Annotated in this window: 21 protein-coding genes and 2 riboswitches; of the genes, 6 read left to right on the plus strand and 15 right to left on the minus strand. The window is 76.8% G+C overall.

Going from position 1 to position 20912, the window contains the following annotated elements; all coding sequences use genetic code 11:
• Window positions 1-6: 6 nt before the first annotated feature.
• Together ACUN9U_RS15220 and ACUN9U_RS15225 are read right to left on the minus strand one after the other, a co-directional pair.
• Window positions 7-1371 (minus strand): glutamine synthetase family protein, encoded by a 1365-nt coding sequence (locus ACUN9U_RS15220; RefSeq protein WP_445485852.1) that lies wholly within the window; start codon window positions 1369-1371, stop codon window positions 7-9.
• Between the two features lie 45 nt (window positions 1372-1416).
• Complete coding sequence (locus ACUN9U_RS15225; protein ID WP_445485853.1) at window positions 1417-2187, minus strand: FadR/GntR family transcriptional regulator; 771 nt, start codon at window positions 2185-2187, stop codon at window positions 1417-1419.
• Window positions 2188-2329: 142 nt separating this feature from the next.
• Window positions 2330-2428: riboswitch (glycine riboswitch) on the plus strand.
• 66 nt (window positions 2429-2494) lie between these two features.
• On the opposite strand from ACUN9U_RS15225, the gene gcvP reads away from it, so the two are divergent.
• Window positions 2495-5404, plus strand: coding sequence for an aminomethyl-transferring glycine dehydrogenase (gene gcvP / locus ACUN9U_RS15230; protein WP_445485854.1), 2910 nt, complete (start codon window positions 2495-2497; stop codon window positions 5402-5404).
• Between the two features lie 76 nt (window positions 5405-5480).
• Here the strand turns inward: gcvP and ACUN9U_RS15235 are convergent, their stop codons facing one another.
• From ACUN9U_RS15235 to ACUN9U_RS15250, 4 genes are all read right to left on the minus strand, one after another.
• A complete protein-coding gene (locus ACUN9U_RS15235) occupies window positions 5481-6149 on the minus strand; it encodes a methionine ABC transporter permease (RefSeq protein WP_445485855.1) in 669 nt (222 codons plus the stop codon).
• Window positions 6149-7204, minus strand: coding sequence for a methionine ABC transporter ATP-binding protein (locus ACUN9U_RS15240; RefSeq protein WP_445485856.1), 1056 nt, complete (start codon window positions 7202-7204; stop codon window positions 6149-6151). Before ACUN9U_RS15240 ends, ACUN9U_RS15235 begins: the two co-directional genes overlap by 1 nt.
• 1 nt (window position 7205) lies before the next feature.
• The gene (locus ACUN9U_RS15245) at window positions 7206-8192 is read right to left on the minus strand and encodes a MetQ/NlpA family ABC transporter substrate-binding protein (RefSeq protein ID WP_445485857.1); all 987 of its coding nucleotides are present in this window, start codon (window positions 8190-8192) and stop codon (window positions 7206-7208) included.
• A 129-nt stretch (window positions 8193-8321) separates the two neighbouring features.
• Window positions 8322-8431: riboswitch (SAM riboswitch) on the minus strand.
• Between the two features lie 159 nt (window positions 8432-8590).
• Window positions 8591-10096, minus strand: a complete 1506-nt coding sequence (locus ACUN9U_RS15250) for a methyl-accepting chemotaxis protein (protein WP_445485858.1) — start codon at window positions 10094-10096, stop codon at window positions 8591-8593.
• 247 nt (window positions 10097-10343) lie between these two features.
• Between ACUN9U_RS15250 and ACUN9U_RS15255 the strand changes: the two genes are divergently transcribed.
• The gene (locus tag ACUN9U_RS15255; protein ID WP_445485875.1) at window positions 10344-11483 is read left to right on the plus strand and encodes an aminotransferase class I/II-fold pyridoxal phosphate-dependent enzyme; all 1140 of its coding nucleotides are present in this window, start codon (window positions 10344-10346) and stop codon (window positions 11481-11483) included.
• A 60-nt stretch (window positions 11484-11543) separates the two neighbouring features.
• Here the strand turns inward: ACUN9U_RS15255 and ACUN9U_RS15260 are convergent, their stop codons facing one another.
• A complete protein-coding gene (locus ACUN9U_RS15260; RefSeq protein WP_445485859.1) occupies window positions 11544-12536 on the minus strand; it encodes a cell wall-binding repeat-containing protein in 993 nt (330 codons plus the stop codon).
• A 97-nt stretch (window positions 12537-12633) separates the two neighbouring features.
• On the opposite strand from ACUN9U_RS15260, the gene ACUN9U_RS15265 reads away from it, so the two are divergent.
• The gene (locus tag ACUN9U_RS15265) at window positions 12634-12939 is read left to right on the plus strand and encodes an STAS domain-containing protein (RefSeq protein ID WP_445485860.1); all 306 of its coding nucleotides are present in this window, start codon (window positions 12634-12636) and stop codon (window positions 12937-12939) included.
• A gap of 31 nt (window positions 12940-12970) precedes the next feature.
• Here the strand turns inward: ACUN9U_RS15265 and ACUN9U_RS15270 are convergent, their stop codons facing one another.
• From ACUN9U_RS15270 to ACUN9U_RS15285, 4 genes are all read right to left on the minus strand, one after another.
• Entirely contained in the window at window positions 12971-14089 is a 1119-nt protein-coding gene (locus tag ACUN9U_RS15270) for a glycosyltransferase family 4 protein (RefSeq protein ID WP_445485861.1), read from the minus strand.
• A 105-nt stretch (window positions 14090-14194) separates the two neighbouring features.
• Window positions 14195-15439, minus strand: coding sequence for a site-specific integrase (locus ACUN9U_RS15275; protein ID WP_445485862.1), 1245 nt, complete (start codon window positions 15437-15439; stop codon window positions 14195-14197).
• Window positions 15440-15512: 73 nt separating this feature from the next.
• Window positions 15513-15908, minus strand: a complete 396-nt coding sequence (locus ACUN9U_RS15280) for a DUF6941 family protein (RefSeq protein WP_445485864.1) — start codon at window positions 15906-15908, stop codon at window positions 15513-15515.
• Window positions 15909-16026: 118 nt separating this feature from the next.
• Window positions 16027-16215: a hypothetical protein gene (locus ACUN9U_RS15285; protein WP_445485865.1), complete on the minus strand. Its 189-nt coding sequence runs from the start codon at window positions 16213-16215 to the stop codon at window positions 16027-16029.
• A 114-nt stretch (window positions 16216-16329) separates the two neighbouring features.
• Between ACUN9U_RS15285 and ACUN9U_RS15290 the strand changes: the two genes are divergently transcribed.
• The gene (locus ACUN9U_RS15290) at window positions 16330-16905 is read left to right on the plus strand and encodes a hypothetical protein (protein WP_445485866.1); all 576 of its coding nucleotides are present in this window, start codon (window positions 16330-16332) and stop codon (window positions 16903-16905) included.
• 10 nt (window positions 16906-16915) lie between these two features.
• Here the strand turns inward: ACUN9U_RS15290 and ACUN9U_RS15295 are convergent, their stop codons facing one another.
• Entirely contained in the window at window positions 16916-17365 is a 450-nt protein-coding gene (locus tag ACUN9U_RS15295) for a hypothetical protein (RefSeq protein WP_445485867.1), read from the minus strand.
• A gap of 141 nt (window positions 17366-17506) precedes the next feature.
• On the opposite strand from ACUN9U_RS15295, the gene ACUN9U_RS15300 reads away from it, so the two are divergent.
• Together ACUN9U_RS15300 and ACUN9U_RS15305 are read left to right on the plus strand one after the other, a co-directional pair.
• Window positions 17507-17854 carry a DUF3140 domain-containing protein gene (locus tag ACUN9U_RS15300; RefSeq protein ID WP_445485868.1) on the plus strand — a complete coding sequence of 116 codons (348 nt, stop codon included), beginning with the start codon at window positions 17507-17509 and terminating at the stop codon, window positions 17852-17854.
• Between the two features lie 7 nt (window positions 17855-17861).
• A complete protein-coding gene (locus tag ACUN9U_RS15305) occupies window positions 17862-18941 on the plus strand; it encodes a DNA topoisomerase IB (RefSeq protein WP_445485869.1) in 1080 nt (359 codons plus the stop codon).
• A 38-nt stretch (window positions 18942-18979) separates the two neighbouring features.
• On the opposite strand, the gene ACUN9U_RS15310 is transcribed toward ACUN9U_RS15305, so the two are convergent.
• The 3 genes from ACUN9U_RS15310 to ACUN9U_RS15320 form a co-directional block, all read right to left on the minus strand.
• A complete protein-coding gene (locus tag ACUN9U_RS15310) occupies window positions 18980-19324 on the minus strand; it encodes a metallopeptidase family protein (RefSeq protein ID WP_445485876.1) in 345 nt (114 codons plus the stop codon).
• A 252-nt stretch (window positions 19325-19576) separates the two neighbouring features.
• Entirely contained in the window at window positions 19577-20209 is a 633-nt protein-coding gene (locus tag ACUN9U_RS15315; RefSeq protein WP_445485870.1) for a hypothetical protein, read from the minus strand.
• On the minus strand, window positions 20206-20787 hold the full coding sequence (locus ACUN9U_RS15320) for an RNA polymerase sigma factor (RefSeq protein WP_445485871.1): 582 nt from the start codon (window positions 20785-20787) through the stop codon (window positions 20206-20208). The genes ACUN9U_RS15315 and ACUN9U_RS15320 overlap by 4 nt, the downstream gene beginning before the upstream one ends.
• Window positions 20788-20912: the final 125 nt, after the last annotated feature.

Consider the following 20912-nt stretch of genomic DNA (forward strand, 5'->3'; position numbering starts at 1 on the left):
CGCCCCTCACATCCGCTCGAAGCTGCGGCGGCGCTCCCAGTCGGTCACGGCCGACTCGAAGGCGGCCAGCTCGACGTCGGCGGCGTTGGTGTAGTGGTCGACCACCTCGTCGCCGAAGGCCGCGCGGGCCACGGCGGAGGCGGCGAAGGCGTCGCGCGCGCGGCGCAGGGTGGTGGGCACCTTCGGCTTCCCCGAGGCGTAGGCGTTGCCCTCGGTGGCGGGCTCGAGCTCCAGCTGCTGCTCCACGCCGTGCAGACCGCCGGCCAGCATCGCCGCCAGCGCCAGGTACGGGTTGACGTCACCGCCGGGCACGCGGTTCTCCATCCGGGCGCCGGCGCCGCGGCCGACCAGGCGCACCGCGCAGGTGCGGTTGTCCTCGCCCCAGGCGATCGCGGTGGGCGCGAAGGAGCCGTCGGCGAAGCGCTTGTAGGAGTTGATGTTGGGGGCGTACAGCAGCGTGAGCTCCTCCATCGTGGCCAGCACACCCGCGACGAAGGAGTCGTACAGCGGCGTACGCCGCCCGCCGTCGGCGTCGTCCCAGAAGACGACCTGGTCGTCCAGGCCGCGCAGGCTCAGGTGCACGTGGCAGGAGCTGCCCTCGCGCTCGTCGAACTTGGCCATGAAGGTCAGCGACTTGCCGTGCTGCGCCGCGACCTCCTTGGCCACCGTCTTGTAGACGGCGTGGTTGTCGGCGGTGACCACGACGTCGTTGAAGAGGAAGCCGATCTCGTGCTGGCCGAGGTTGCACTCGCCCTTGGCGCACTCCACGTCGAGCCCGGCGGCGTAGGTGGTGTTGCGGATGTCGCGCAGGAGGGGCTCCACGCGCGAGGTGCCGATGACGGAGTAGTCGACGTTGTACTGGTTGGCGGGCGTGAGGTGCTGGTAGCCGGCGCGGTGGGCGGCCTCGTAGGTGTCCTCGAAGACGATGAACTCCAGCTCGGTGCCGGCCACCGCCCGGTAGCCCAGGGCCGCGGCGCGCTCGACCTGGCGGGCGAGCACCTGCCGCGGGCTCTGCACGACCGGGGAGCCGTCGGTCCAGGCGAGGTCGCACTGCACCATCGCCGTGCCGGGCAGGTGCGGCAGCAGGCGGGCGGTCTCCAGGTCCAGCACGAGCTCCATGTCGCCGTAGCCGCGCTCCCAGGAGGTGATGGCGTACCCGGCCACGGTGTTCATCTCGACGTCGACGCCGAGCAGGTAGTTGCAGCCCTCGGTGCCGTGGTCGAGCACGTGGTCGCGGAAGTACGCGCCGTGGAACCGCTTGCCCTGCAGGCGGCCCTGCATGTCGGTGAAGGCGACGACGACGGTGTCGAGCTCGCCGGAGTCGATCCTGGCGACCAGGTCGTCGCGGCTCAGGTGCCTGTCGTTGCGCACGCGGGTCTCCTCCGTCAGCGGTGCAGGGGCGTGGTGGCGGCCGGGTCAGTCGAGCAGTCCGCGCAGGAGCGCGGCCGTGTCGTCGCAGTGCTCCTCCATCGCCCGGCGGGCGCGGGGGCCGTCGCCCTCCAGCACCGCGGCGGCGATGCGGGCGTGCTGGGCGTCGGAGTGGTCGATGTTGGTGGGCAGCACGGGGATGGCGCTGAGCATCTCGTGCAGGCCGGCCTGCACCGCGGTGACCGCCTCGATGGTGTGCGGGGAGCCGGTGAGGCTGGCCACGGTGAGGTGGAAGCGGGAGTCGGCCTGGCGGTGGGTGGCCGGCTGCGCGGCCGAGACCACCGCGGCGTGCGCGGTGCGCAGCCGCTGGCGCTGGGTCTCGGTCAGGTCCCTCGAGGCCGCCAGCGCCGCCGCGCCGGGCTCGACGATGCGGCGGAAGTCGAGGACGTCGAGCCAGGCGCTGCGGCGGGCGGCGCGCTGGGCGGCGCTGGTGCGCTGGGGCAGGGTGGGCCGCTGGACCACCACCGTGCCGCCGCCCCGGCCCCGGCGGGTCTGCACGACGCCGGCGGCGCGCAGGGCCGCGATGGCCTCGCGCAGGGTGGCGCGCGAGACGCCCATCCGCTCGGCCAGCTCGCGCTCGGCGGGCAGCAGCGAGCCGCGCGGGTAGAGGCCGAGGCGGACGGCGGTGCCCAGCTGCTCGACGCACGCCTCGAAGGCGTGCAGGCCCCGCACCGGGCGCAGGACCTCCGCGGCCAGGTCCGCCCCGGCGTCCGGGCCGGCGTCGGCGCGCAGGGCGGCGGCGCCCTCGCCCGTGGTCATGGCCGGAGTCTGCCGACCGCCCCCGGCGCCGTCAATGGTCTGGTGTCGTGCCAATGCGGCCCGTTGGGGCGCGCCCGACGGGCGCAGCCGGCGGGCCGCGGCTTCCGGTCCGGCCCGCGGCGGGTTACCGTGGGAACGCCGTTCATCCCGCGCGGGAGAGCCCTGACGGCCACCGTCGAGCAGGGCGCCGAAGGGGCAACCCTCCCCGGAACCTCTCAGGCACCAGGACCGCGCAGGCGAGGCGACTCAGGAGCCCACCGAGGGCGACTGAGGGGGAGGCACCGCTGCGTCGTGCCAGGGAGCCCCAGTGTCCGACCACTCCACCCTCGCCGAGCTCGGCGAGGACGCCTTCGCCCCGCGCCACATCGGCCCGGACGCCGACCAGGTGGCCGCCATGCTCGCCGTGCTCGGCCACGCCTCCCTCGAGGAGCTCGTCGACGCCGCCGTCCCCGCCGGCATCCGCACCGCAGGCCCGTTGGACCTCTTCGAGGCCCGCACCGAGCGGCAGGTCGCCGCCGAGCTCGGTGAGCTCGCCGCCGCCAACCGGCCGCTGGAGCCGATGATCGGGCTGGGCTACCACGGCACCACCACGCCGCCGGTCATCCGCCGCGGCGTGCTGGAGGACCCCTCCTGGTACACCGCCTACACCCCCTACCAGCCCGAGATCTCCCAGGGGCGCCTGGAGGCGCTGCTGAACTTCCAGACCCTCGTCGCGGACCTGACGGGCCTGCCCACCGCGGGGGCGTCCCTGCTGGACGAGGGCACCGCGGCCGCCGAGGCGATGACGCTGGTGCGGCGCGCCGACAAGGGCGCCACCGGTCCTTTCGTCGTCGACGCCGACGCGCTGCCGCAGACCGTGGAGGTCGTGCGCACCCGGGCCGCCGCCATGGGCGTCGACGTGCTCGTCGCCGACCTGTCCGGCGCCGCGGACACCGCGCTGGACGGGCTGCCCGAGCGGGTCAGCGGCGTGCTGGTGCAGTACCCGGGGGCCTCCGGGCGCGTCCCGGCCCTGCGCGGGCTGGCCGACGCCGTCCACGCCCGCGGCGGGCGCCTGGTCGTCGCCGCCGACGTCCTGGCCCTCACCGTGCTCGAGGCGCCCGGCGCCCTCGGCGCCGACGTGGTGGTGGGCAGCACCCAGCGCTTCGGGGTGCCGCTGTTCTACGGCGGCCCGCACGCCGCCTACATGGCCGTGGCCAAGGGCCTGGAGCGCAACCTGCCCGGGCGCCTCGTGGGCGTCTCGGTGGACTCCTCCGGGAAGCGGGCCTACCGCCTGGCGCTGCAGACCCGCGAGCAGCACATCCGCCGGGACCGCGCCACCAGCAACATCTGCACCGCGCAGGTGCTGCTGGCCGTGGTGGCCTCCATGTACGCCGTCTTCCACGGCCCCGAGGGCCTGCGCGCCATCGCCCGGCGCACGCACCGCACCGCCGCGGTGCTGGCCGCGGCGCTGCGCGAGGGCGGCGCGGAGGTGGTGCACGAGCAGTTCTTCGACACCGTCCTGGTCCGCGTGCCGGGCCGCGCCGCCGCCGTGGTCGCAGCCGCCCGCGAGGCGGGGGTGCACCTGCGCCTGGCCGACGCCGACCACGTGGGGGTCTCCTGCTCCGAGCGCACCGACCTGGAGGTGGTCGGCCGCGTGCTGGGCGCCTTCGGCCTGGAGGAGCAGGCGACCTCGGAGCGCGCCCTGGCCGACCTCGACGTCCGCACCCCCGACGTCCTCCCCCGCGACCTGCTGCGGACCACGCCGTACCTGCAGCACCCGGTCTTCCACCAGCACCGCTCGGAGACCTCGCTGCTGCGCTACGTCAACCGCCTCGCGCGCCGCGACTACGCGCTGGACCGCGGCATGATCCCGCTGGGCTCCTGCACGATGAAGCTCAACGCCACCGCCGAGATGGAGCCGATCAGCCTGCCCGGCTTCGCCGACCTGCACCCCTTCGCCCCCGCGGAGGACGCCGAGGGCTACCGCGTGCTGGTCGAGCGGCTGGAGGCCTGGCTGGCCGAGGTGACCGGGTACGACAGCGTCTCGGTGCAGCCCAACGCCGGGTCCCAGGGCGAGCTGGCCGGCCTGGTGGCCATCCGCGCCTACCACCGCTCGCGCGGCGAGGAGCGGCGCGACGTCTGCCTCATCCCCAGCTCGGCGCACGGCACCAACGCCGCCTCCGCGGTGATGGCGGGCATGCGGGTGGTGGTGGTCGGGTCCGCCGCCGACGGCTCGGTGGACCTCGACGACCTGCGCGCCAAGTGCGACCAGCACGCCGACGACCTCGCCGCGATCATGGTGACGTACCCCTCCACCCACGGGGTCTACGAGGCCGGCATCACCGAGGTCTGCGACCTCGTGCACGCCGCCGGCGGCCAGGTGTACGTCGACGGCGCCAACTTCAACGCGCTGCTCGGGTACGCCAAGCCCGGGGAGTTCGGCGGCGACGTCTCGCACCTGAACCTGCACAAGACCTTCTGCATCCCCCACGGCGGGGGCGGTCCGGGCGTGGGCCCGGTGGCGGTGCGCCAGCACCTGGCGCCCTTCCTGCCCACCCACGCGGCGCACCCGGACCCGGCCCGCCGCTCGCGGGAGGGCTCCACCGGGCCGGTCGCCGCGGCGCCGCACGGCTCGGCGGGCATCCTGCCCATCTCCTACGCCTACCTGCGCCTCATGGGCGGGGCCGGCCTGGCGCGAGCGACCGCCACCGCGGTGCTGTCGGCCAACTACGTGGCGGCGCGCCTGCGCGAGGCCTACCCGGTGCTCTACACCGGCGAGGGCGGGCTCGTGGCCCACGAGTGCATCCTCGACCTGCGCCCGCTCACGAAGGCCACGGGGGTGACCGTGGACGACGTGGCCAAGCGGCTCATCGACTACGGCTTCCACGCCCCCACCACGAGCTTCCCGGTGGCCGGCACCCTCATGGTGGAGCCGACCGAGAGCGAGGACCTCACCGAGGTCGACAGGTTCGTCGACGCGATGCTGGCGATCCGCGCCGAGGCCCAGGAGGTCGCCGACGGCGTGCGCGCCCTGGAGGCCTCACCGCTGCGGGGAGCGCCGCACACCGCTGAGCGGGCCATGTCGGGGGAGCTGCCCTACAGCGCCCAGCTGGCGGCCTTCCCCGCCGGCCCCGACCCCGACAAGTACTGGCCGCCGGTCGGCCGCATCGACGGCAGCTTCGGGGACCGCAACCTCGTGTGCTCCTGCCCGCCGCTGGAGGAGCTCGCGGAGGGCTGAGCCGACCGACCGGTGCCGGCGCCCCGGCCAGCTCCCGAGGGGGCTGGTCGGGGCGCGCCGGCCACCGCGGCTGCTCTCAGCGGCGCATGACCGCCCGCGCCAGGCGGTTGCCCAAGGCCTGGCCGGCGATGACGATCGCGACGATGACGACGAGGGCGGCGTAGACGACGCCCCAGTCGTACTGCTGCGACCCGTAGGTGATGGCGTAGTTGCCCAGGCCCCCGCCGCCCACCAGGCCGGCCTGGGCCGACATGTCGACGATGCCCACGAAGATGAAGGTGTAGCCGAGCACCAGCGGGCCCAGCCCCTCGCGGACGACGACGCCGAAGAGGATCGCCGAGCGGGAGGCGCCCATCGCGCGCGCCGCCTCCACCACGCCGGGGTCGACCCCGACCAGGGACTGCTCCACGATGCGCGCCACCGCGAAGCCCGCGGCGATCGCGATGGCGAAGGTCACCGCCCCGGTCCCCAGGAAGGTGCCGAGGACGAGGATCTGCAGCGGCCCGATGGCCAGCAGGAAGATGACGAACGGGATCGGCCGGATGACGTTGATGAGCAGGCCGAGCACCGCGAAGACGAGCCGGTTGGCGAAGAGGTTGCCGGGCCGGGTGGCGTACAGGGCCACGCCGAGCCCGAGGCCGACGACGCCGGAGACCGCCATCGAGACGAGCACGATGAACAGCGTCTGCCCGATGGCCTCGACGAAGACGTCGGGGCGGGAGGTGACCCCCTCGAAGAACCCCATCAGCGCTCCTCCTCCACGGCGACGTCCTGCGCCCGCAGCGCGGCCAGCGCCCGCTCGGCCGCGGCGTCCTCACCGGTCAGCTCGTAGGTGAGCGACCCGGCGCGGCGCTCCTTGATCTCCCCCACCCCGCCGAAGACCAGCTCGGCGGTGAGGCCGGCGTCGCGGAAGGCGCCGTCGATGACCTGCTGCAGCCGGGGCCGGTCGTCCACGCGCACCGTGACCAGGCGCCCGGGGTGGTGCGCGCGCAGCCGCGCAAGCACCTCGGCGGAGGGGCGGTCGTGGGTGGCCGAGCGCACGAAGCGCCGGGCCGCCGCGGTCTGCGGGTCGGTGAAGACGTCGTAGACGTCCCCCACCTCCACCACGCGCCCGGACTCCATCACCGCGACCCGGTCGGCGACGCGGCGCACCGCCTCCATCTCGTGGGTGATGAGCATGACGGTGACGCCCAGCTCGGTGTTGACGCGCCGCAGCAGCCCCAGCACCTCCTCGGTGGTCTCCGGGTCGAGGGCGCTGGTGGCCTCGTCGGCCAGCAGCAGCGGCGGGCTGGTCGCCAGCGCTCGGGCGATGCCCACGCGCTGCTTCTGCCCGCCGGAGAGCTGCTCGGGGTGGGCGTGAGCGCGCTCGAGCAGGCCCACGAAGTCGAGCAGCTCGGCCGTGCGCCGGTCCCGCTCCGCCCTCGGGGTCCCCGCCACGCGCAGCGGGTAGGCCACGTTCTCGGCCACCGTGCGCGAGCTCAGCAGGTTGAACTGCTGGAAGATCATGCCGATGCCGGCGCGGGCGGCGCGCAGCTCCTTCTCGCCCAGCCGGGTGACGTCCTGGCCGGCCACCCTGACGCTGCCGGAGGTCGGCAGCTCCAGGGCGTTGACCAGGCGCACGAGGGTCGACTTGCCGGCACCGGAGTAGCCGATGACCGCGAGCACCTCACCGCGGCGCACGGAGAGGGTGACGTCGTCGACGGCGGTGACGGAGCTGCCGCCGCGCTGGAAGCGCTTGGTGACGCCCTCGATCTCGACGAGGGCGCCACCCGGCGCGGTGGTGGTGGGAGGGGTCGTCACGTCAGGCAGCGGCGGTGGCGTCCTGCTCGACCTTCGCGAGGTCGGCCTGCAGCTCCTCAGCGCTCTTGTCGACCACGACGGCGCTGGAGTAGTCCTGCGCGAAGACCTCCTGCACGCGCGGGTCGTGCCACAGCTCCGCCAGCGCGAGGTAGGTGGGGTCCTGCACGTCGGCGGCGCGCGCGGCGAAGATGTTGACGTAGGGCGCGGCGGCCGGTGCGGCCGGGTCGTCGGCGACGATCACCTGGTCGGCGGTCAGGCCGGCGGCGGTCGCGTAGTTGTTGTTGACGACGGCGGCTGCCGCGGAGCCGCTCTGGAGGGCGCGGGCGGTCTGGTCGGCGGAGATCGGCGTGACCTCGACCTTCGCGCTCGTGATGTCGTCGACCGAGGAGAAGGCGGTCCCGCCGCCGTCCAGCTGCACCAGGCCGGCCGACTGCAGGAGCAGCAGGGCGCGTGCCTCGTTGATGGCGTCGTCCGGGACGGCGACGACGGCGCCCTGCGGCAGCGCCGCGACGTCGCTCACCGTGGTCGAGTACAGCGGCAGGGGGTACACGGCGGTCGCACCGACGGGCTCGATGTCGTCACCGGAGGTGACGTTGTAGTTGGCCAGGTACTGGATGTGCTGGAACTGGTTGAGGTCGACCTGGCTCTGGCTCAGCGCCGGGTTCGGCAGGCTGTAGTCGGAGAAGTTCACCAGCTCGACGTCGACCCCCAGCTCGCTCTCCGCCAGCTCCGTGTAGGTCTCCCAGTACGGCAGGGCGCTGTCGGAGACGCCGATCTTCACGCTGCTGCGGTACTCCCCCGTCGAGCTGGCGCCGCCACCAGCAGCCGCGGCGGGCGCGTCGTCGCCGCCGCGGTTCGCGAGCCAGACACCCCCGCCCACGAGGAGGAGCAGGACGACGGCGGCCGCAGCGATCGCCGCGACCGGCGCCTTCCGCTTCGGCTTGTCGGGCAGGGCGGGGCCGCTGCTGCTGGGGGCGGGGCTGGACATGGCTCTCCCTGGGGTGCGTGGGACGTGGTGCCGTGCGCGGGCGCGGCGGGGGGCCGGGGAGGGGGTCAGCGGGGACAGCGCCGTGCGCGCGGCGCAGGCGGTGGTGTCCTCACGACGTCTCCTCGGGCGGGTCCGCTCTTGCCGTGCTGGTCGCACGGCCGGGTCGTCACCTGGAGCACCCCGCCGCGGAGGAGGGTTGCCGGACAGCCAGCCAGGGCTTCGCGCTGTCGCTCGTGACCTGGTCCAGACGGTACGGACGCCGTCCGGCGGGCGTCAAACCGGGGTGCGCGGCGCACGCGGACCGCCCGCCCCGCGACGGCGGGACGGGCGGCGTGGCGGGCGGTGGGAGAGAGCCAGGGGCGGGCGGTGGGGGGAGCCGGGTGCGGGTGCCCCGGGTCTCAGCGGCGCTGACCAGCCTGGAAGGCGCCGGCCATGGAGGCCTGCTCGGCCAGCACGTCGGAGGTGCGCGCCTGGACGGCGTCGAGCTGGCCGATGGTGGCCGCGGCGGTGGTGATGCCCTCCGCGACGGACTCCGAGGAGCGCTGGATGTCGGCGATCCGCTGGGCCACCTGCTCGGTGGCCTCGGCGGTGGCGCGCGCCAGCTCCTTGACCTCGCCCGCCACCACGGCGAAGCCGCGGCCGGCCTCCCCGGCGCGGGCGGCCTCGATGGTGGCGTTGAGCGCCAGGAGGTTGGTCTGGGCGGCGATGGAGGAGATCACCTTGATGATGTCGCCGATGGCCGCGGACGCGGCGCTCAGCGCGGCGACCTCGGCCTCCACGGCCTGGGCCTGCGCCGCGCCCGCCTGCCCCACCCGGGCGGCGTCCTCGGAGGCCGACCGCAGGCGCGAGACGGTGTCGAACAGGGCGCTGGCGGCGGCGGCGTCGTCCTCGGAGCGCTGGAGGGACTCCAGGCGCAGCGAGACGATGTCGGCGACCTGGCGCAGCGCCGCCTCGCGGGAGGCGGACAGCGTCGTCGTCGTGGTGGTGAAGAAGTCCATGGTGCCGACGACGCTGCCTGCGGTGATGACGGGGAAGCAGACGCCGGAGCGGACCCCGGCGCGCTGGGCGGCGGGCGCCCGCACGCAGTCCTTGAGCTCCCCGAGGTCCTCCACCGCCACCAGGTCGCGCGCCCGCCAGGCCCGGCCCGACAGGCCCACGCCCTCGGCGAAGGAGGCCGCCAGCGTGACCCTGCGGAACTCCTCGCCGGCCGACCCGGACTCCTGGACGAAGCGCAGCACGGGCTCGTCCTCGGCCATGGCCCAGTAGGAGCCGTAGGCCCACCCGAAAGCCGAGCGCACGGAGTCCAGCGCCGAGCTGAGCACCTGCTCGCGGGTCGTGGCCGTGTTGACGGCGGTCACGACGGTGGTCACCGCCTCGCGGTCCTGGAGGACCTCGGCGGTGGCCGCGCGGGCCCGCACGCTGATGACCACCTGCGAGGCGATGCGGGAGATGGCGGCCCACTTCTCCTCGCGCCCGTCGAAGAAGGGCAGCGGGTCCGCGGAGCGCAGCTCGTGCACCGCGGTGGTCCGCCCGTCCTCGACGATCGGCAGCAGGGCGCCGTGGGGGGAGCCGGCGCGGACGAAGCGCTCGCACCGCTCGCCACCGCGGGCGGTGCCCGCCTCCAGCGGCAGGCGCACCGGCCGGGTCGCCGACTGCACGGCCCGCTGGCGCAGGGCCGCGAAGCCGCCGGCCCGGTCCCCCAGCGCACCGGCCACGTCGACGGCGGAGGCGAGGGGACCGGAGGCGGCCCGCAGGACGAGCTCGCCGTCGGCCTCCGGCAGCCACACGGCCGCGTAGGTGCAGCCGAGCCGCTCGGCGAGCACCGCGGAGATGCGGCGCTGCACCTCGAACTCGTCGGCCACCGGGGCGTCGAGGGCGGCCAGCACCGCCTCGAGGGTCTCCACGTCCCGCGGCTGCGGCGCCAGCTCCCCTGCGGCCCCACGTCGTCCCCACACCGTCGTCCACCTCCGCTCACCCCGGGCGCGGCGCGCACCGGGTGAAGTGGTGATCGGTCGCCCCGGCCCCCGGCTGTAGCCCCGGCCTCCTGCCGCCGCGGAGCTCCGCTGCCCGCGTGGCAGCCTTCGGCGGGTGGCAGCACCCTCCGCGCCCTCCCCCTCCCGGCGCTCCCTGGCCGTCGAGCCCTTCCACGCGATGGCCTTCGCCGCGCGCGCCGCCGAGCTGAGGGCGCAGGGCCACCGCGTGGTCGCCCTCAGCCTCGGCGAGCCCGACGAGGGCGCCCCTCCGGCGGTGCTCGCGGCCCTGCGCGAGGTCACCGACGGGCGGCCGCTGCCCTACACCCCCGCCCTGGGGCTGCCGCAGCTGCGCGAGGCGGTCGCCCTGCGCTACCGCGAGCGCCACGGGGTCCACCTCGACCCCGGCCGCGTGGTCATCACCTCGGGGGCGTCGGCGGCGCTGCTGCTGGTGCTCGCCCTGGCGCTCGACCCCGGGGACGAGGTGGTCATGGCCGACCCCTCCTACCCCTGCAACCGGCAGGTCGTGCGGGCCCTGGGCGCGCGTGCGGTGGAGGTGCCCACCTCCCCGGCCACCCGCTACCAGCTCTCGGCGGCGGGGGCCGCCGCGGCGTGGAGCCCGCGCACCCGCGCGGTGCTCGTGGCCACCCCCTCCAACCCCACGGGGACCACGGTGCCCGCCGCGGAGCTGGCGGCGGTGTGCGCGCTGGCGCGCGAGCGCGGTGCCTGGCGCCTGGTCGACGAGATCTACCTCGACCTGGCCGACCCCGTCGGCGGGGAGCCCCCGCGCAGCGCGCTCGCCGTGGACGACGGCGCCGTGGTCATCGGCAGCTTCTCCAAGCACACCGGGATGACCGGGTGGCGCCTGGGCTGGTGCGTGGTGCCCGAGGGCGCCGTCGACGCCGTGGAGCGCATGGCCTCCAACTTCTTCATCTGCGCGTCCACCCCGGCGCAGCACGCGGCGCTGGCGGCCTTCACCCCGTCCTCGCTGGCGCTGGTCGAGCAGCGCCGCCTGGACCTGCTGGCGCGGCGAGCGCTGGCCCTCGAGGGCCTGGCGGCGGCGGGCCTGGAGGTCCCCGTGCCCCCCGACGGCGCCTTCTACGCCTACGCGGACGTCTCGGGCACAGGCCTGGGGGCCTGGGAGTTCTGCGAGCGCCTGCTGGCCGAGCAGCACGTCGCGCTGACGCCGGGGCGCGACTTCGGCGCCACCACGGCCGAGACCCACGTGCGGCTGTCCTACGCGGCCTCCCCGGCCGAGCTGGCCGAGGGCCTGGAGCGGCTGGGGCGCTTCACGCGCGGGCTGGGGGCCGGGCGCGGGTAGACGGCAGCGGCGGCGGCCGGTCGAGGACCGGCTGGGGGCTCGGTCAGGGGCAGAGCTCGGTCAGGGGCAGGGGGTGGCGCCGAGCGCGGCGTCGCTGAGCACCGCGGTGCCCCCCAGGCCCGTCACGGCGCTGACGCCGAGGTCGGCCCAGGCCCCCGCGGTCGCCGGGGGCAGGCACTCGCGCCGGGTGAGCAGCAGGGGTTCGCCCAGGGCGGCCCCGGCCAGGGCGTCGGGGAAGACCTCCCCGCTGGCCAGCAGCGGCGCCGGCGCGGACTCCCAGGTGTCGCGCGCCACCGCGGCGGCCGTGCCGTACCTGTCGTCACCGGCGAGCCTGACCACGGCGGCACCGGGCAGGAGCTGGCGCAGCTGCTCGACGGCGGCCGGGGAGACCACCGCGGGGCCGCCCACCACCGTCACGCGGGTCGGCGCCAGGCCGGCCAGCGCCGTCCGGGTGGGCGCCGGCAGCGCGTCGCGCCTCGTGAGCAGCAGCGGCGCCCCCAGCGCCGCCGCGGCCGAGCCCCCGGCGAGGGCGTCGGGGAAGCCCTCCCCGGAGGCGAGGACCACCTCGGAGGCCTCCCCGAGCGCACCGGTGGCCACGGCGGCGGCCGTCTCGTAGCGGTCACCGCCCTGGGTGCGCTGCACGCCGCCGCTGGCCAGCGGCTGGAGCTGGCGGACCACGTCGGCGCTGACGGCGGTGGTGCCGCCCACCACGTGCAGCCGGGCCGGCCGCAGCCGCGCCAGCTCGGTGAGCACGGCCGGCGGCAGCGCTCCCGCGGGCACGGTCAGCACGGGCCCGCCGAGGTGGGCGGCCAGGGGCGCGGCCGCCAGGGCGTCGGGGAAGCTGGCGCCGCTGACGACGACGACGTCGTCAGCGCCACCGGGGAAGGCCTCGCGGGAGACGGCGGCCGCGGTGGCGTAGCGGTCCGGGCCCCACCACCGCTCGGGGGCGGCCGCCGCCGCGGCGGCGGGCGGCGGGGCCGCCGCGCCCAGCGCCCCGAGGACGACCGCGCAGGTCACCGCGCCGGCCGCGCGGAGCACTCCCGACGCGCCCATCCGGCCACGGTGGCACAGCGGCCGCCCCGCGGGGGGCGGAACGCGCCAGGACGGGGGTGGCCGTGCGGCGCGGTGACCGGTGGGCCAGCATGGCGGCGTGCCCGCTGAGCAGACTCCCCGGCCGGCGGGCATGGCGCTCGACCCGGACGACCCGAGCCGGCTGGTGCTGAGCGGGGACATCGACGTCTACGCCGTGGCCGGTCACCGCATGGCCCCCGAGCAGCTGGCCGGTGTGCGCGTGGTGGACCTGCACGCGGTGGACTTCGTCGACTCCGCGGGGCTGGGCTTCCTCATCGGGCTGTCGCGGCAGGTGCGCCCGCACCGCCTGCGCCTGGAGGGCCTGCACGGCACGGCCCGCCAGATGCTGGTGGTCATGGGCGCCCACCACGTGCTCGACCTCTGAGGCCCGTCCCCGGCCCGGTGCGGCGGCCGGCTCAGACGGTGACGGCCAGCGCGTCGCGGTAGTGGGCGAGCAGCTGCTCGCACAGCACGCCCCAGGTCCGCCCCCGGGTGCGCTCGCGCGCGGCCTCGCCCAGCGCGCGCCGCTTGGCGGCGTCACCGGCGAGGTCGGTGACGTGGGCGCGCAGCCCGGCCAGGTCGCCCGGGGCGTACAGCCACCCGGTGCGGCTGGGGTCCACGAGGTCCTTCAGCCCACCGGCGGCGGGGGCCACCACCGGCACCCCGCTGGCCAGGGCCTCCTGCGCGGCCTGGCAGAAGGTCTCGTGCTCCCCGGTGTGCACGAAGACGTCGAGGCTGGCGACGGCGGCGGCCAGGCGGTCTCCGGAGAGCGGACCGAGGAAGGCGGCGTCGGGCAGCAGGGCCTGCAGGCGCGCCCGCGAGGGTCCGTCCCCGACGAGCACCAGGCGGGTCCCCGGGACCCCGGTGAGGACGGCGAGGTCCTCCAGGCGCTTCTCGGGTGCCAGGCGCCCGACGTAGCCGACGAGCACCTCGCCGTGCGGGGCGAGCGCCGCGCGCAGCGAGGGGTCGCGGCGGGCGGGGTCGAAGGCGTCGTCCACCCCCCGGGCCCACACCCGGGTGCGGGGGATGCCGCGGGAGCGCAGCTGGGCGGCGACGGAGGCGGTCGGCGCCAGGGTCAGCTCGGCGCGGCGGTGGATGGCCTCCACCCGCCACCACGCGGCCTCCTGGGCGCTGCCCACGCGGGCGGTCAGCGGGTAGCGGCTCGCGAAGCCGGCGACGTCGGTCTGGAACACCGCGACCACGGGCAGGCCGAGCCCGTTGGCCGCCCGCGCCGCGGTGCCGCCCAGGCCGAAGGGCGAGGCGAGGTGGACCACGTCGGGGGCGAAGGCGGCGAGCACGGCCCGCAGGCGCGTGGCCGAGGGCAGCGGCACCCGCACCTCGGTGTAGCCGGGCAGGCCCAGGGAGGGGACCTCCACCACCATGGCGCCGTGCACGGTGCTCGGGGCGCCCGGGCTGGCGCACACGACCAGCGCGGAGTGCCCCTCGCGCTCGAGGTGCTCGAGCACCCGCAGCACGGAGCGGACCACGCCGTTGACCGCCGGCAGGAACGAGTCGGTGACGATCGCGACCCTCACGGGCCCACGGTGGCCCCCGCGGGCCTCCCCCGGGCCAGCGCCCGGTGACGCCCGGCCGTCGCGCTGGTGACGATCGCGCGACCGGCGGTCGCGCGAGGCGGCCCGCTACCGGCTCGGGGCCCCCACCGGCGCCTCCGCGGACGCCTCCGCGTGGCGCTGCCGGGGGATGAGCACGGCGGGCGCCACGGCCGGCACCGCTCCGGTGGTGTGCACCCCGCCGGTGCGCAGGCGCGAGGTGCCGAGCAGGCGGGCCACCTCGGCGGGGTCGGTGCCGGCGTCGAGGAGGCGCTGGGCGCGGGTGGCGCGCAGCGCGTGCGAGGTCACCCCGGGCAGGCCGGCGGCGTCGAACAGGGCGCGCAGCCGCCGGGTGGTGGCGGCCGGGTCAGCGGCCGTGCCGCGCGAGGTGGGGAAGACCAGCGCCAGGTCGCCCACGTCGGCGCTGGGGCGCCGCCGGCGCGCGCGCAGGAGGGCCGCCAGGGAGTCGGTGACCGGCACGAGCCGCTCCTCGGAGGTGGCCCGCGCCTCCGTGGAGCGGCCGGAGGCGCGCTCCAGCCGGGCCGCCACCCGCACGGACGCCGCCCCCTCGGTGACGTCGACGTCGGCCCAGCGCAGCGCCAGCGCCTCCCCGAGCCTGGCCCCGGTGCCCAGGAGCACCGCCACGAGGTCGGCCAGGCCGTGGCGCACCGCGTCGGCGTCGGCGGCGGCCACCACGAGGAGGTGCGCGGCCTCGGCCACGGTGAGCACCGGCGCAGCCGCGGGCGCGGCCGTGACGGGCAGTTCGACGCCCCGCAGGGGGTCGGTCTCCAGGACGCCCTTGGCCAGCGCGACGTCGACCACCCCGCGCAGGCAGTTGCGCGCGGTGCGGGCCGCGGCGGGGCCGGAGCGGTCGGCCACCTCGGCCAGCCAGCGCTCGGCCACCGGCGCCGAGAGGTGCCGCACCTTGAGCATGCCGAGGCGGGGCACCAGGTGGGCCACGACCGAGCGGCGGTACAGGTCGCGGGTGCCGGGCCTGGCCCCGGTGGCCTCCAGCACCGCCAGCCAGGTGGCGGCGGTGTCGGCGACCGTGGTCACGCGGTCGTCCGCGGCGGCGGCGGCCTCCGCCTCCGCGCGGGCGCGGCGCGCCAGGTTCTCCGCGAGCGCGGCCTCGGCGTCGCTGCGGGTCGCGCCGGTGGCGCGCACCTGGCGCGCCTCCCCGTCGGCGCCCCTCAGGCGGCACCGCGCCACCCAGCGGCTGCGGCCCATGCCGTGCGCGCTCGCGGCGCGCACCCACCGCCCGGTGAGGGGGTCGAGGGTCTCGACGTGCGTGCTCACCTGGCCTGCGGCCCCTGTCGCCAGGGCGGGTCGTCCCACGTCGACGACGCTAGACCGCGCACCCCCGCGCCGGAGGGGTTTTGGCCGCAGCGGGGTTGTGGGCGCGGGCGGCTCAGACCTCGACGACCACGCCGAAGGGCAGCTCGGCGACCACCTCGTCGTTGACCGAGAGCACCAGGGCGTGGGGCCCGGTGGCGCTCAGCGGGGCGACCACCGCCACCGCGAAGCACGCCGACACGCGCCCCGGGGCCTCGCCCTGCTCCAGCCCCGGGCGGACCTCCCAGGCGGAGATGGTGCCGACGTCGCCCTCGGGCGTGCGCGCCGACACCTCCAGCCACGCGGCGGGCTCCCGCCGGCCCATCCACAGCCTGCCGGCCGCGGCGAGCACCTGCTGGGCGGGCAGCTGGGGGACCGCGATGACGGTGCGGTGGGCGCCGACGGCGGTCAGGGTGCCGTCGGCGTCGACACGCGCGTAGTCGGCCAGCAGGGCGTAGTCGAGCTCGGCCACGCGGCCATCCTGCACGGGCGCCGGCCCGCCCGGGTGCGCACCCGGGTCCGGACCCGGCCGGGAGGCGCCGGGCCCGGACCTGCCGGGGTCAGCAGTTCTGGGGTCAGGGGTTCCGGGCTCAGACGTGCCGGCGGGAGGAGCCCAGGTTGTCGGGGTCGGCGTCGGGGTCGTCGCGGTCCTCGGGGTCCTCCTGCACGGAGGCGGTGTCCGAGACGTCCCGGGGCGGGGTGCCGGAGGTGTCCGGCGGCGACGGCAGGTTGGCCGGGTCCGCGTCGGGGTCGGGGGCTGCCTGCTGGTCCTCGGTCATCACCCGAACCTGCCACCGGGGCGCTGCTGCGGCACGTGGATCTCGCCCGCCGTCCGGGCGAGCGGCCCGCCGCCGCGGTGGCCGACGGCCCGCGCTGCGTCCATCATCGGGCGCGTGGACAACGACCGGCGCTCCTCGCTCCCCCTCGTGCTGTTCGCCGGCCTGGCCGGCGTCTCCGCGTGGCTGCTGCTGCGCGCCCGCGGGTCCTCCGGCGGCCGCACCTCCGCCGAGCGCCCGACCACGCCCATCGGGCGGGTCGGGGAGCCGGGTCCGGAGTGGACGGTCGTGCAGACCGTCGCCATCGCCCGCCCCGCGGGCGAGGTCGCGCAGCACCTGCACGACCACGGTGGCCTGCCCGGCCTGACGGGCGGCCTGGACGGCGCCGTCATGGACCGCCTCGAGTGGGACGTCGAGGGCACCGGTCACTTCGAGGCGGAGGTGCACAGCCTCCCGGGGGCGAACCACACCGAGGTCACCCTGCGGGTCGCCGCCCAGGAGCGCTCCGGCCGCAGCGCCGCCGAGCACGCCACCGCCCACCTCCCGCTGGTCGGCGGTCCCTCCCTGCGCTCGCAGGTCTCCCGCTCCCTGGCCCACCTGCAGCGCCTGCTGGAGTCCACCCAGCCGGGCAGCCCCGAGCGCGCCGCCGCCGTGGCGGAGCAGACGTCCTCGGACGTCACCGTCCGGCGCTGAGGCCCCGCGCTCAGCCGCGGCGGCCGAGCAGCCGGTCGACGACGAGGCCCAGCAGCCCCGCCACCAGCGCCTCCTGGGGCATCCGCCGCGGGCTCTCGCGCTGGATGCGCGCGTGGAAGGCGTCCCAGCGGGCGGGGAACGGCGAGCCGCCGAAGAACAGCGTGCTCGGCTTGTCGAGGTCGGGGAAGGCCCCGCCGGCCATGCCCGCCAGCACCGAGAGCAGCACCGCGGGCCGCCGGCGGGAGGTGGCGCGGGCGACCAGCGCGATCGCGGCCAGCCCCGCCAGGCCGTCGCACACCGCGGTGACCAGGAAGACCCGGCGCCGCTGGTCACCCCAGTGCGGCACGGTGTCGAGGGCGAGGTGGGAGGCCACGCCCGCGGCGAAGGCCAGCACGGGCCGCCGCGCGAGCGGCCCGGAGCCCAGCACGGCGCCGGCGAGGACGTGGTTGGTGACCAGCACGGGCCCAGCATGCCGCCCACCGGCCCCCACGAGCGCCGCCGCGGGCGTGCGCTGCGCCGGGCGGGTCGCACCGGGCGGCCCCCGGGCGCGGCGGGGGCGCTCCCGGTCGCGCGCTGGCGGGCGGCGACGGACCATCGGCGGGTGACGCAGCGCGCTGAGGGCCTCGACGAGGTCTGGGACGACTGGAAGCACGCGGTCAACATGACCGCGAAGGAGCTGGAGGACTGGCTCGGCACCGAGGAGTCCGGCGAGGTCGGGCAGAAGTCCGGGGGCTCCGGGGAGTCCACCGGGCACGCCTCCGGCCGGCGCATCGTGGAGCTGCTGCGCACCAGGAAGGACGACCTCACCGACGACGACGTCGCCCACATGCACAAGGTGGTCGGCTACGTGAAGCGGCACCTGTCGCAGGGCGGTCCCGACGACGACGCGGAGCACAGCCGCTGGCGCTACTCGCTCATGAACTGGGGTCACGACCCCCTGAAGGGGTGATCGCAGCGTGAGCGCTGCCACCGTCGCGGAGGCGGAGGAGCTGGAGCTGCTCACCGTCTCCCCGCACTCCCCGGGGTGGACCCGCCGGCGCTCCGGCAAGGGCTTCACCTACCTGGACGCCTCCGGCGAGCGGCTGGCGGCGGCCGACGGCGAGCGCTGCAAGGCGCTCGTCATCCCGCCGGCGTGGAAGGAGGTGTGGATCTGCCCGCAGCCCGACGGGCACATCCAGGCCGTCGGCACCGACGAGGCGGGACGGCGCCAGTACCTCTACCACCCGCAGTGGCGGCTGCAGCGCGACCGGGCCAAGTTCGAGCGGGTGCTGCAGGTGGCCGAGCGGCTGCCGGCCGCCCGCGAGCGCGCCGCCGCGGACCTGGCGCGCCCCGGGATGCCGCGCGAGCGCGCCCTGGGCTGCGCGTTCCGGCTGCTCGACCTCGGCTTCTTCCGCATCGGCGGTGAGGGGTACGTGGAGAGCGGGCAGTCGTACGGGCTGGCCACCATCGAGAAGCAGCACGTGCGCCTCGAGGCCGGCGCGGTGGTCTTCGACTACACCGCCAAGCACGGCAAGCGGCGCACGCTGCGGCTGGTCGACGCCGAGGTGCACGACGCCGTCGGGGTGATGAAGCGGCGCCGCGGCGGCGAGGACGACCTGCTGGCGTGGAAGGACTCCGCCGGCTGGCACGACGTCACCAGCACCGACATCAACGAGTACGTCAAGGCCGCTTTCGGCGGGGAGGACGTCTCCGCCAAGGACTTCCGCACCTGGCACGCCACGGTGCTCGCGGCTGTCGCGCTGGCCGTCTCCACGCACGCCGCGGAGTCGCCGACGGCGCGCAAGCGGGCGGTGGCGCGGGCGATGCGCGAGGTGTCGGAGTACCTCGGCAACACCCCGGCGGTGGCGCGCGCCTCCTACGTCGACCCGCGGGTGGTGGACCTCTTCGAGGACGGGACCACCATCGAGCCGGCGCTCACCGACCTCGGGGAGGGCGCGGCCTTCGGCGAGCCGGGCACGCACGGCGCTGTCGAGCGGGCGGTGCTCGACCTGCTGCGCAACCCCGGGCAGGCCGCGCGGCGCGCGAAGCGCCGCTGACCCCCCTCCTCCACCGGCACGGGGTGGCCCCGTGCCAGTCAGGCCCAGCCGAGCTCGTGGAGGCGCTCGTCGCTGATGCCGAAGTGGTGGCCGACCTCGTGCACCACGGTCACGGCGACCTCCTCGACCACCTCCTCGCGGGTCTCGCACGCGCGCAGCGTCGGGCCGCGGAAGACGAGGATGCGGTCGGGCAGCGCCCCGGCGTCCCAGCCCGAGCCGCGCTCGGTCAGGGGGATGCCCTCGTAGAGGCCGAGGAGGTCGTCCTCCCCGTCGGGCGGCTCGTCCTCGACGAGCACCACGACGTTGCTCATCATCCGCGTGAGCTCCTCGGGCAGGGCGTCGAGGCCGTCGGCGACGGCGTCCTCGAACTCCTCCTCGCTCATCTCCACGGGCACCGGCCCACCCTCGCACGGCCCTGCGCCGCTGCAGCGCGTCCCACCGAGCCCCGCCCGTGGCGACGGACGTGCGGAACCCCGCCAGGGAGCTGTCGGAGCGGCTCTGCAGGCACACCTGCACGTCCGGCGTCACGCCCGAGCGCCTCGGACCGTCCCGCCGGGCGGGCAGAAGTGCTCAGGAGCGCCCCCGGAGGGGCTCCACACAGTCTTCTGCCCGCTCAGCGGGACGGACGGCGCCGGTCAGCCGAAGGCGCGCTCGTACTCCGCCTGCAGCTCCGGCGTCGCCGGCCCGGACGCTCCGCAGACCGCCACCACGCCGTCGGTGGCCGTGATGAGGTAGTCCGAGCCCACCTCGAACGGGAACCCGCCGATCGTCGCAGCGGCCTGCGCGTCCGCGGGCGGGGCGTCGATGACCACCCGGTCACCTGGCTCACCGCGGTAGACGCGCTCGACGTCCAGGCTCACCCGCTCGCCGTCCACGGCGACGACCCGGGCGCCGAAGGCGGTCTGGGTGCGGGCGTCGCCGAGGATGTCGGCCACCGGCAGGCACGAGGCTGTCAGCGGGTCGACGTCCGTCACCGTGAGCGCCGTCGCTGGACCGGGAGCCTCCTGGGAGCGCACCTGGGGGACGACCACCGCGGCGACCACCGCGGCGGCGGCCGCGGCGCCTAGGACCAGGACCCACGGACGGCGGCGGCGCGCGCCGGGCCGTGCGGCCTGCGCGGCCGGGGCGGCAGGTGCGAGGTCGGGGGTGGGGCGGGTGCTGCTCACGGCGTCCTCCAGCAGGTGGGCGACCCGGGCCGGGTCGGCGGGCGGGAGGTCTGCCGCGGGGTCGGCGCCGCGCAGCGCTGCGCGCAGCTCGTCGTCGGTCACCGGGCCTCGCCTCCTGCTCCCACCTGTCCGGCAGCGCCGCCGTCCTTTCGCAGCTGCTCGGCCAGCTCTTTGCGGGCCCGGTGCAACCGGATGCTCGCCGCGTTGGGGCTCACGCCGAGCACCTCGGCGATCTGGGCGGGCGCCAGCTCCTCCCACGCCCACAGGCGCAGCACCTCCGCCGAGGCCGGTCGCAGCGCCGCGAGCGCGGCACGCACCGGGGCGGGGTCGGGGCGCCCGTCGTCGTCCTCGCCCTCGACCGGCACCGCGAGCGGTGGCGGGTCGACGGCGGCCACCCGGGCGGCCAGCCGCCGCTGGCGCCGGGCGGCCCGCTCGGCGTTGGCCAGGCAGCCGCGGGCCACGCCGTACGCCCACGGCAGCGCCCCTGCGCCGCCGTCACCGGTCGGGACGTCGTCGAGGCGCCGCCACAGCACCAGCAGGACGTCGGACAGGGCGTCGTCGGCCACCGCTGCGCCGGCGCGCCGCGCGAGGTAGCGGCGGACGGGCTCGAGCACCTCACCGGCGAGCGACTCGAAGCGCGCGCGGCGCGCTGCGCCGTCCTCGACCCCGCTGCCGGCCACGGGGCCACCCTGGCCCACGTCCGGCACCCCCATGCCCCTTTCACCGCCGTGGGCATGGGGGGGGGGGGGCGGGGGGGGGGGGGGGGGCCCGGGCACCGCCCGCGGGGGGGGGGGGGGGGGGGGGG

It is taken from the genome of Quadrisphaera sp. KR29 (assembly GCF_052644995.1).

Excerpts from the sequence above, each read along its gene's own strand:
- ACUN9U_RS15260 (WP_445485859.1), bottom strand. The coding sequence starts at position 12,536 with ATGGGCGCGTCGGGAGTGCTCCGCGCGGCCGGCGCGGTGACCTGCGCG.
- ACUN9U_RS15245 (WP_445485857.1), bottom strand. The coding sequence starts at position 8,192 with ATGTCCAGCCCCGCCCCCAGCAGCAGCGGCCCCGCCCTGCCCGACAAG.
- ACUN9U_RS15255 (WP_445485875.1), top strand. The coding sequence starts at position 10,344 with ATGGCCTTCGCCGCGCGCGCCGCCGAGCTGAGGGCGCAGGGCCACCGC.
- ACUN9U_RS15235 (WP_445485855.1), bottom strand. The coding sequence starts at position 6,149 with ATGGGGTTCTTCGAGGGGGTCACCTCCCGCCCCGACGTCTTCGTCGAG.
- ACUN9U_RS15310 (WP_445485876.1), bottom strand. The coding sequence starts at position 19,324 with ATGAGCGAGGAGGAGTTCGAGGACGCCGTCGCCGACGGCCTCGACGCC.
- ACUN9U_RS15225 (WP_445485853.1), bottom strand. The coding sequence starts at position 2,187 with ATGACCACGGGCGAGGGCGCCGCCGCCCTGCGCGCCGACGCCGGCCCG.
- ACUN9U_RS15285 (WP_445485865.1), bottom strand. The coding sequence starts at position 16,215 with ATGACCGAGGACCAGCAGGCAGCCCCCGACCCCGACGCGGACCCGGCC.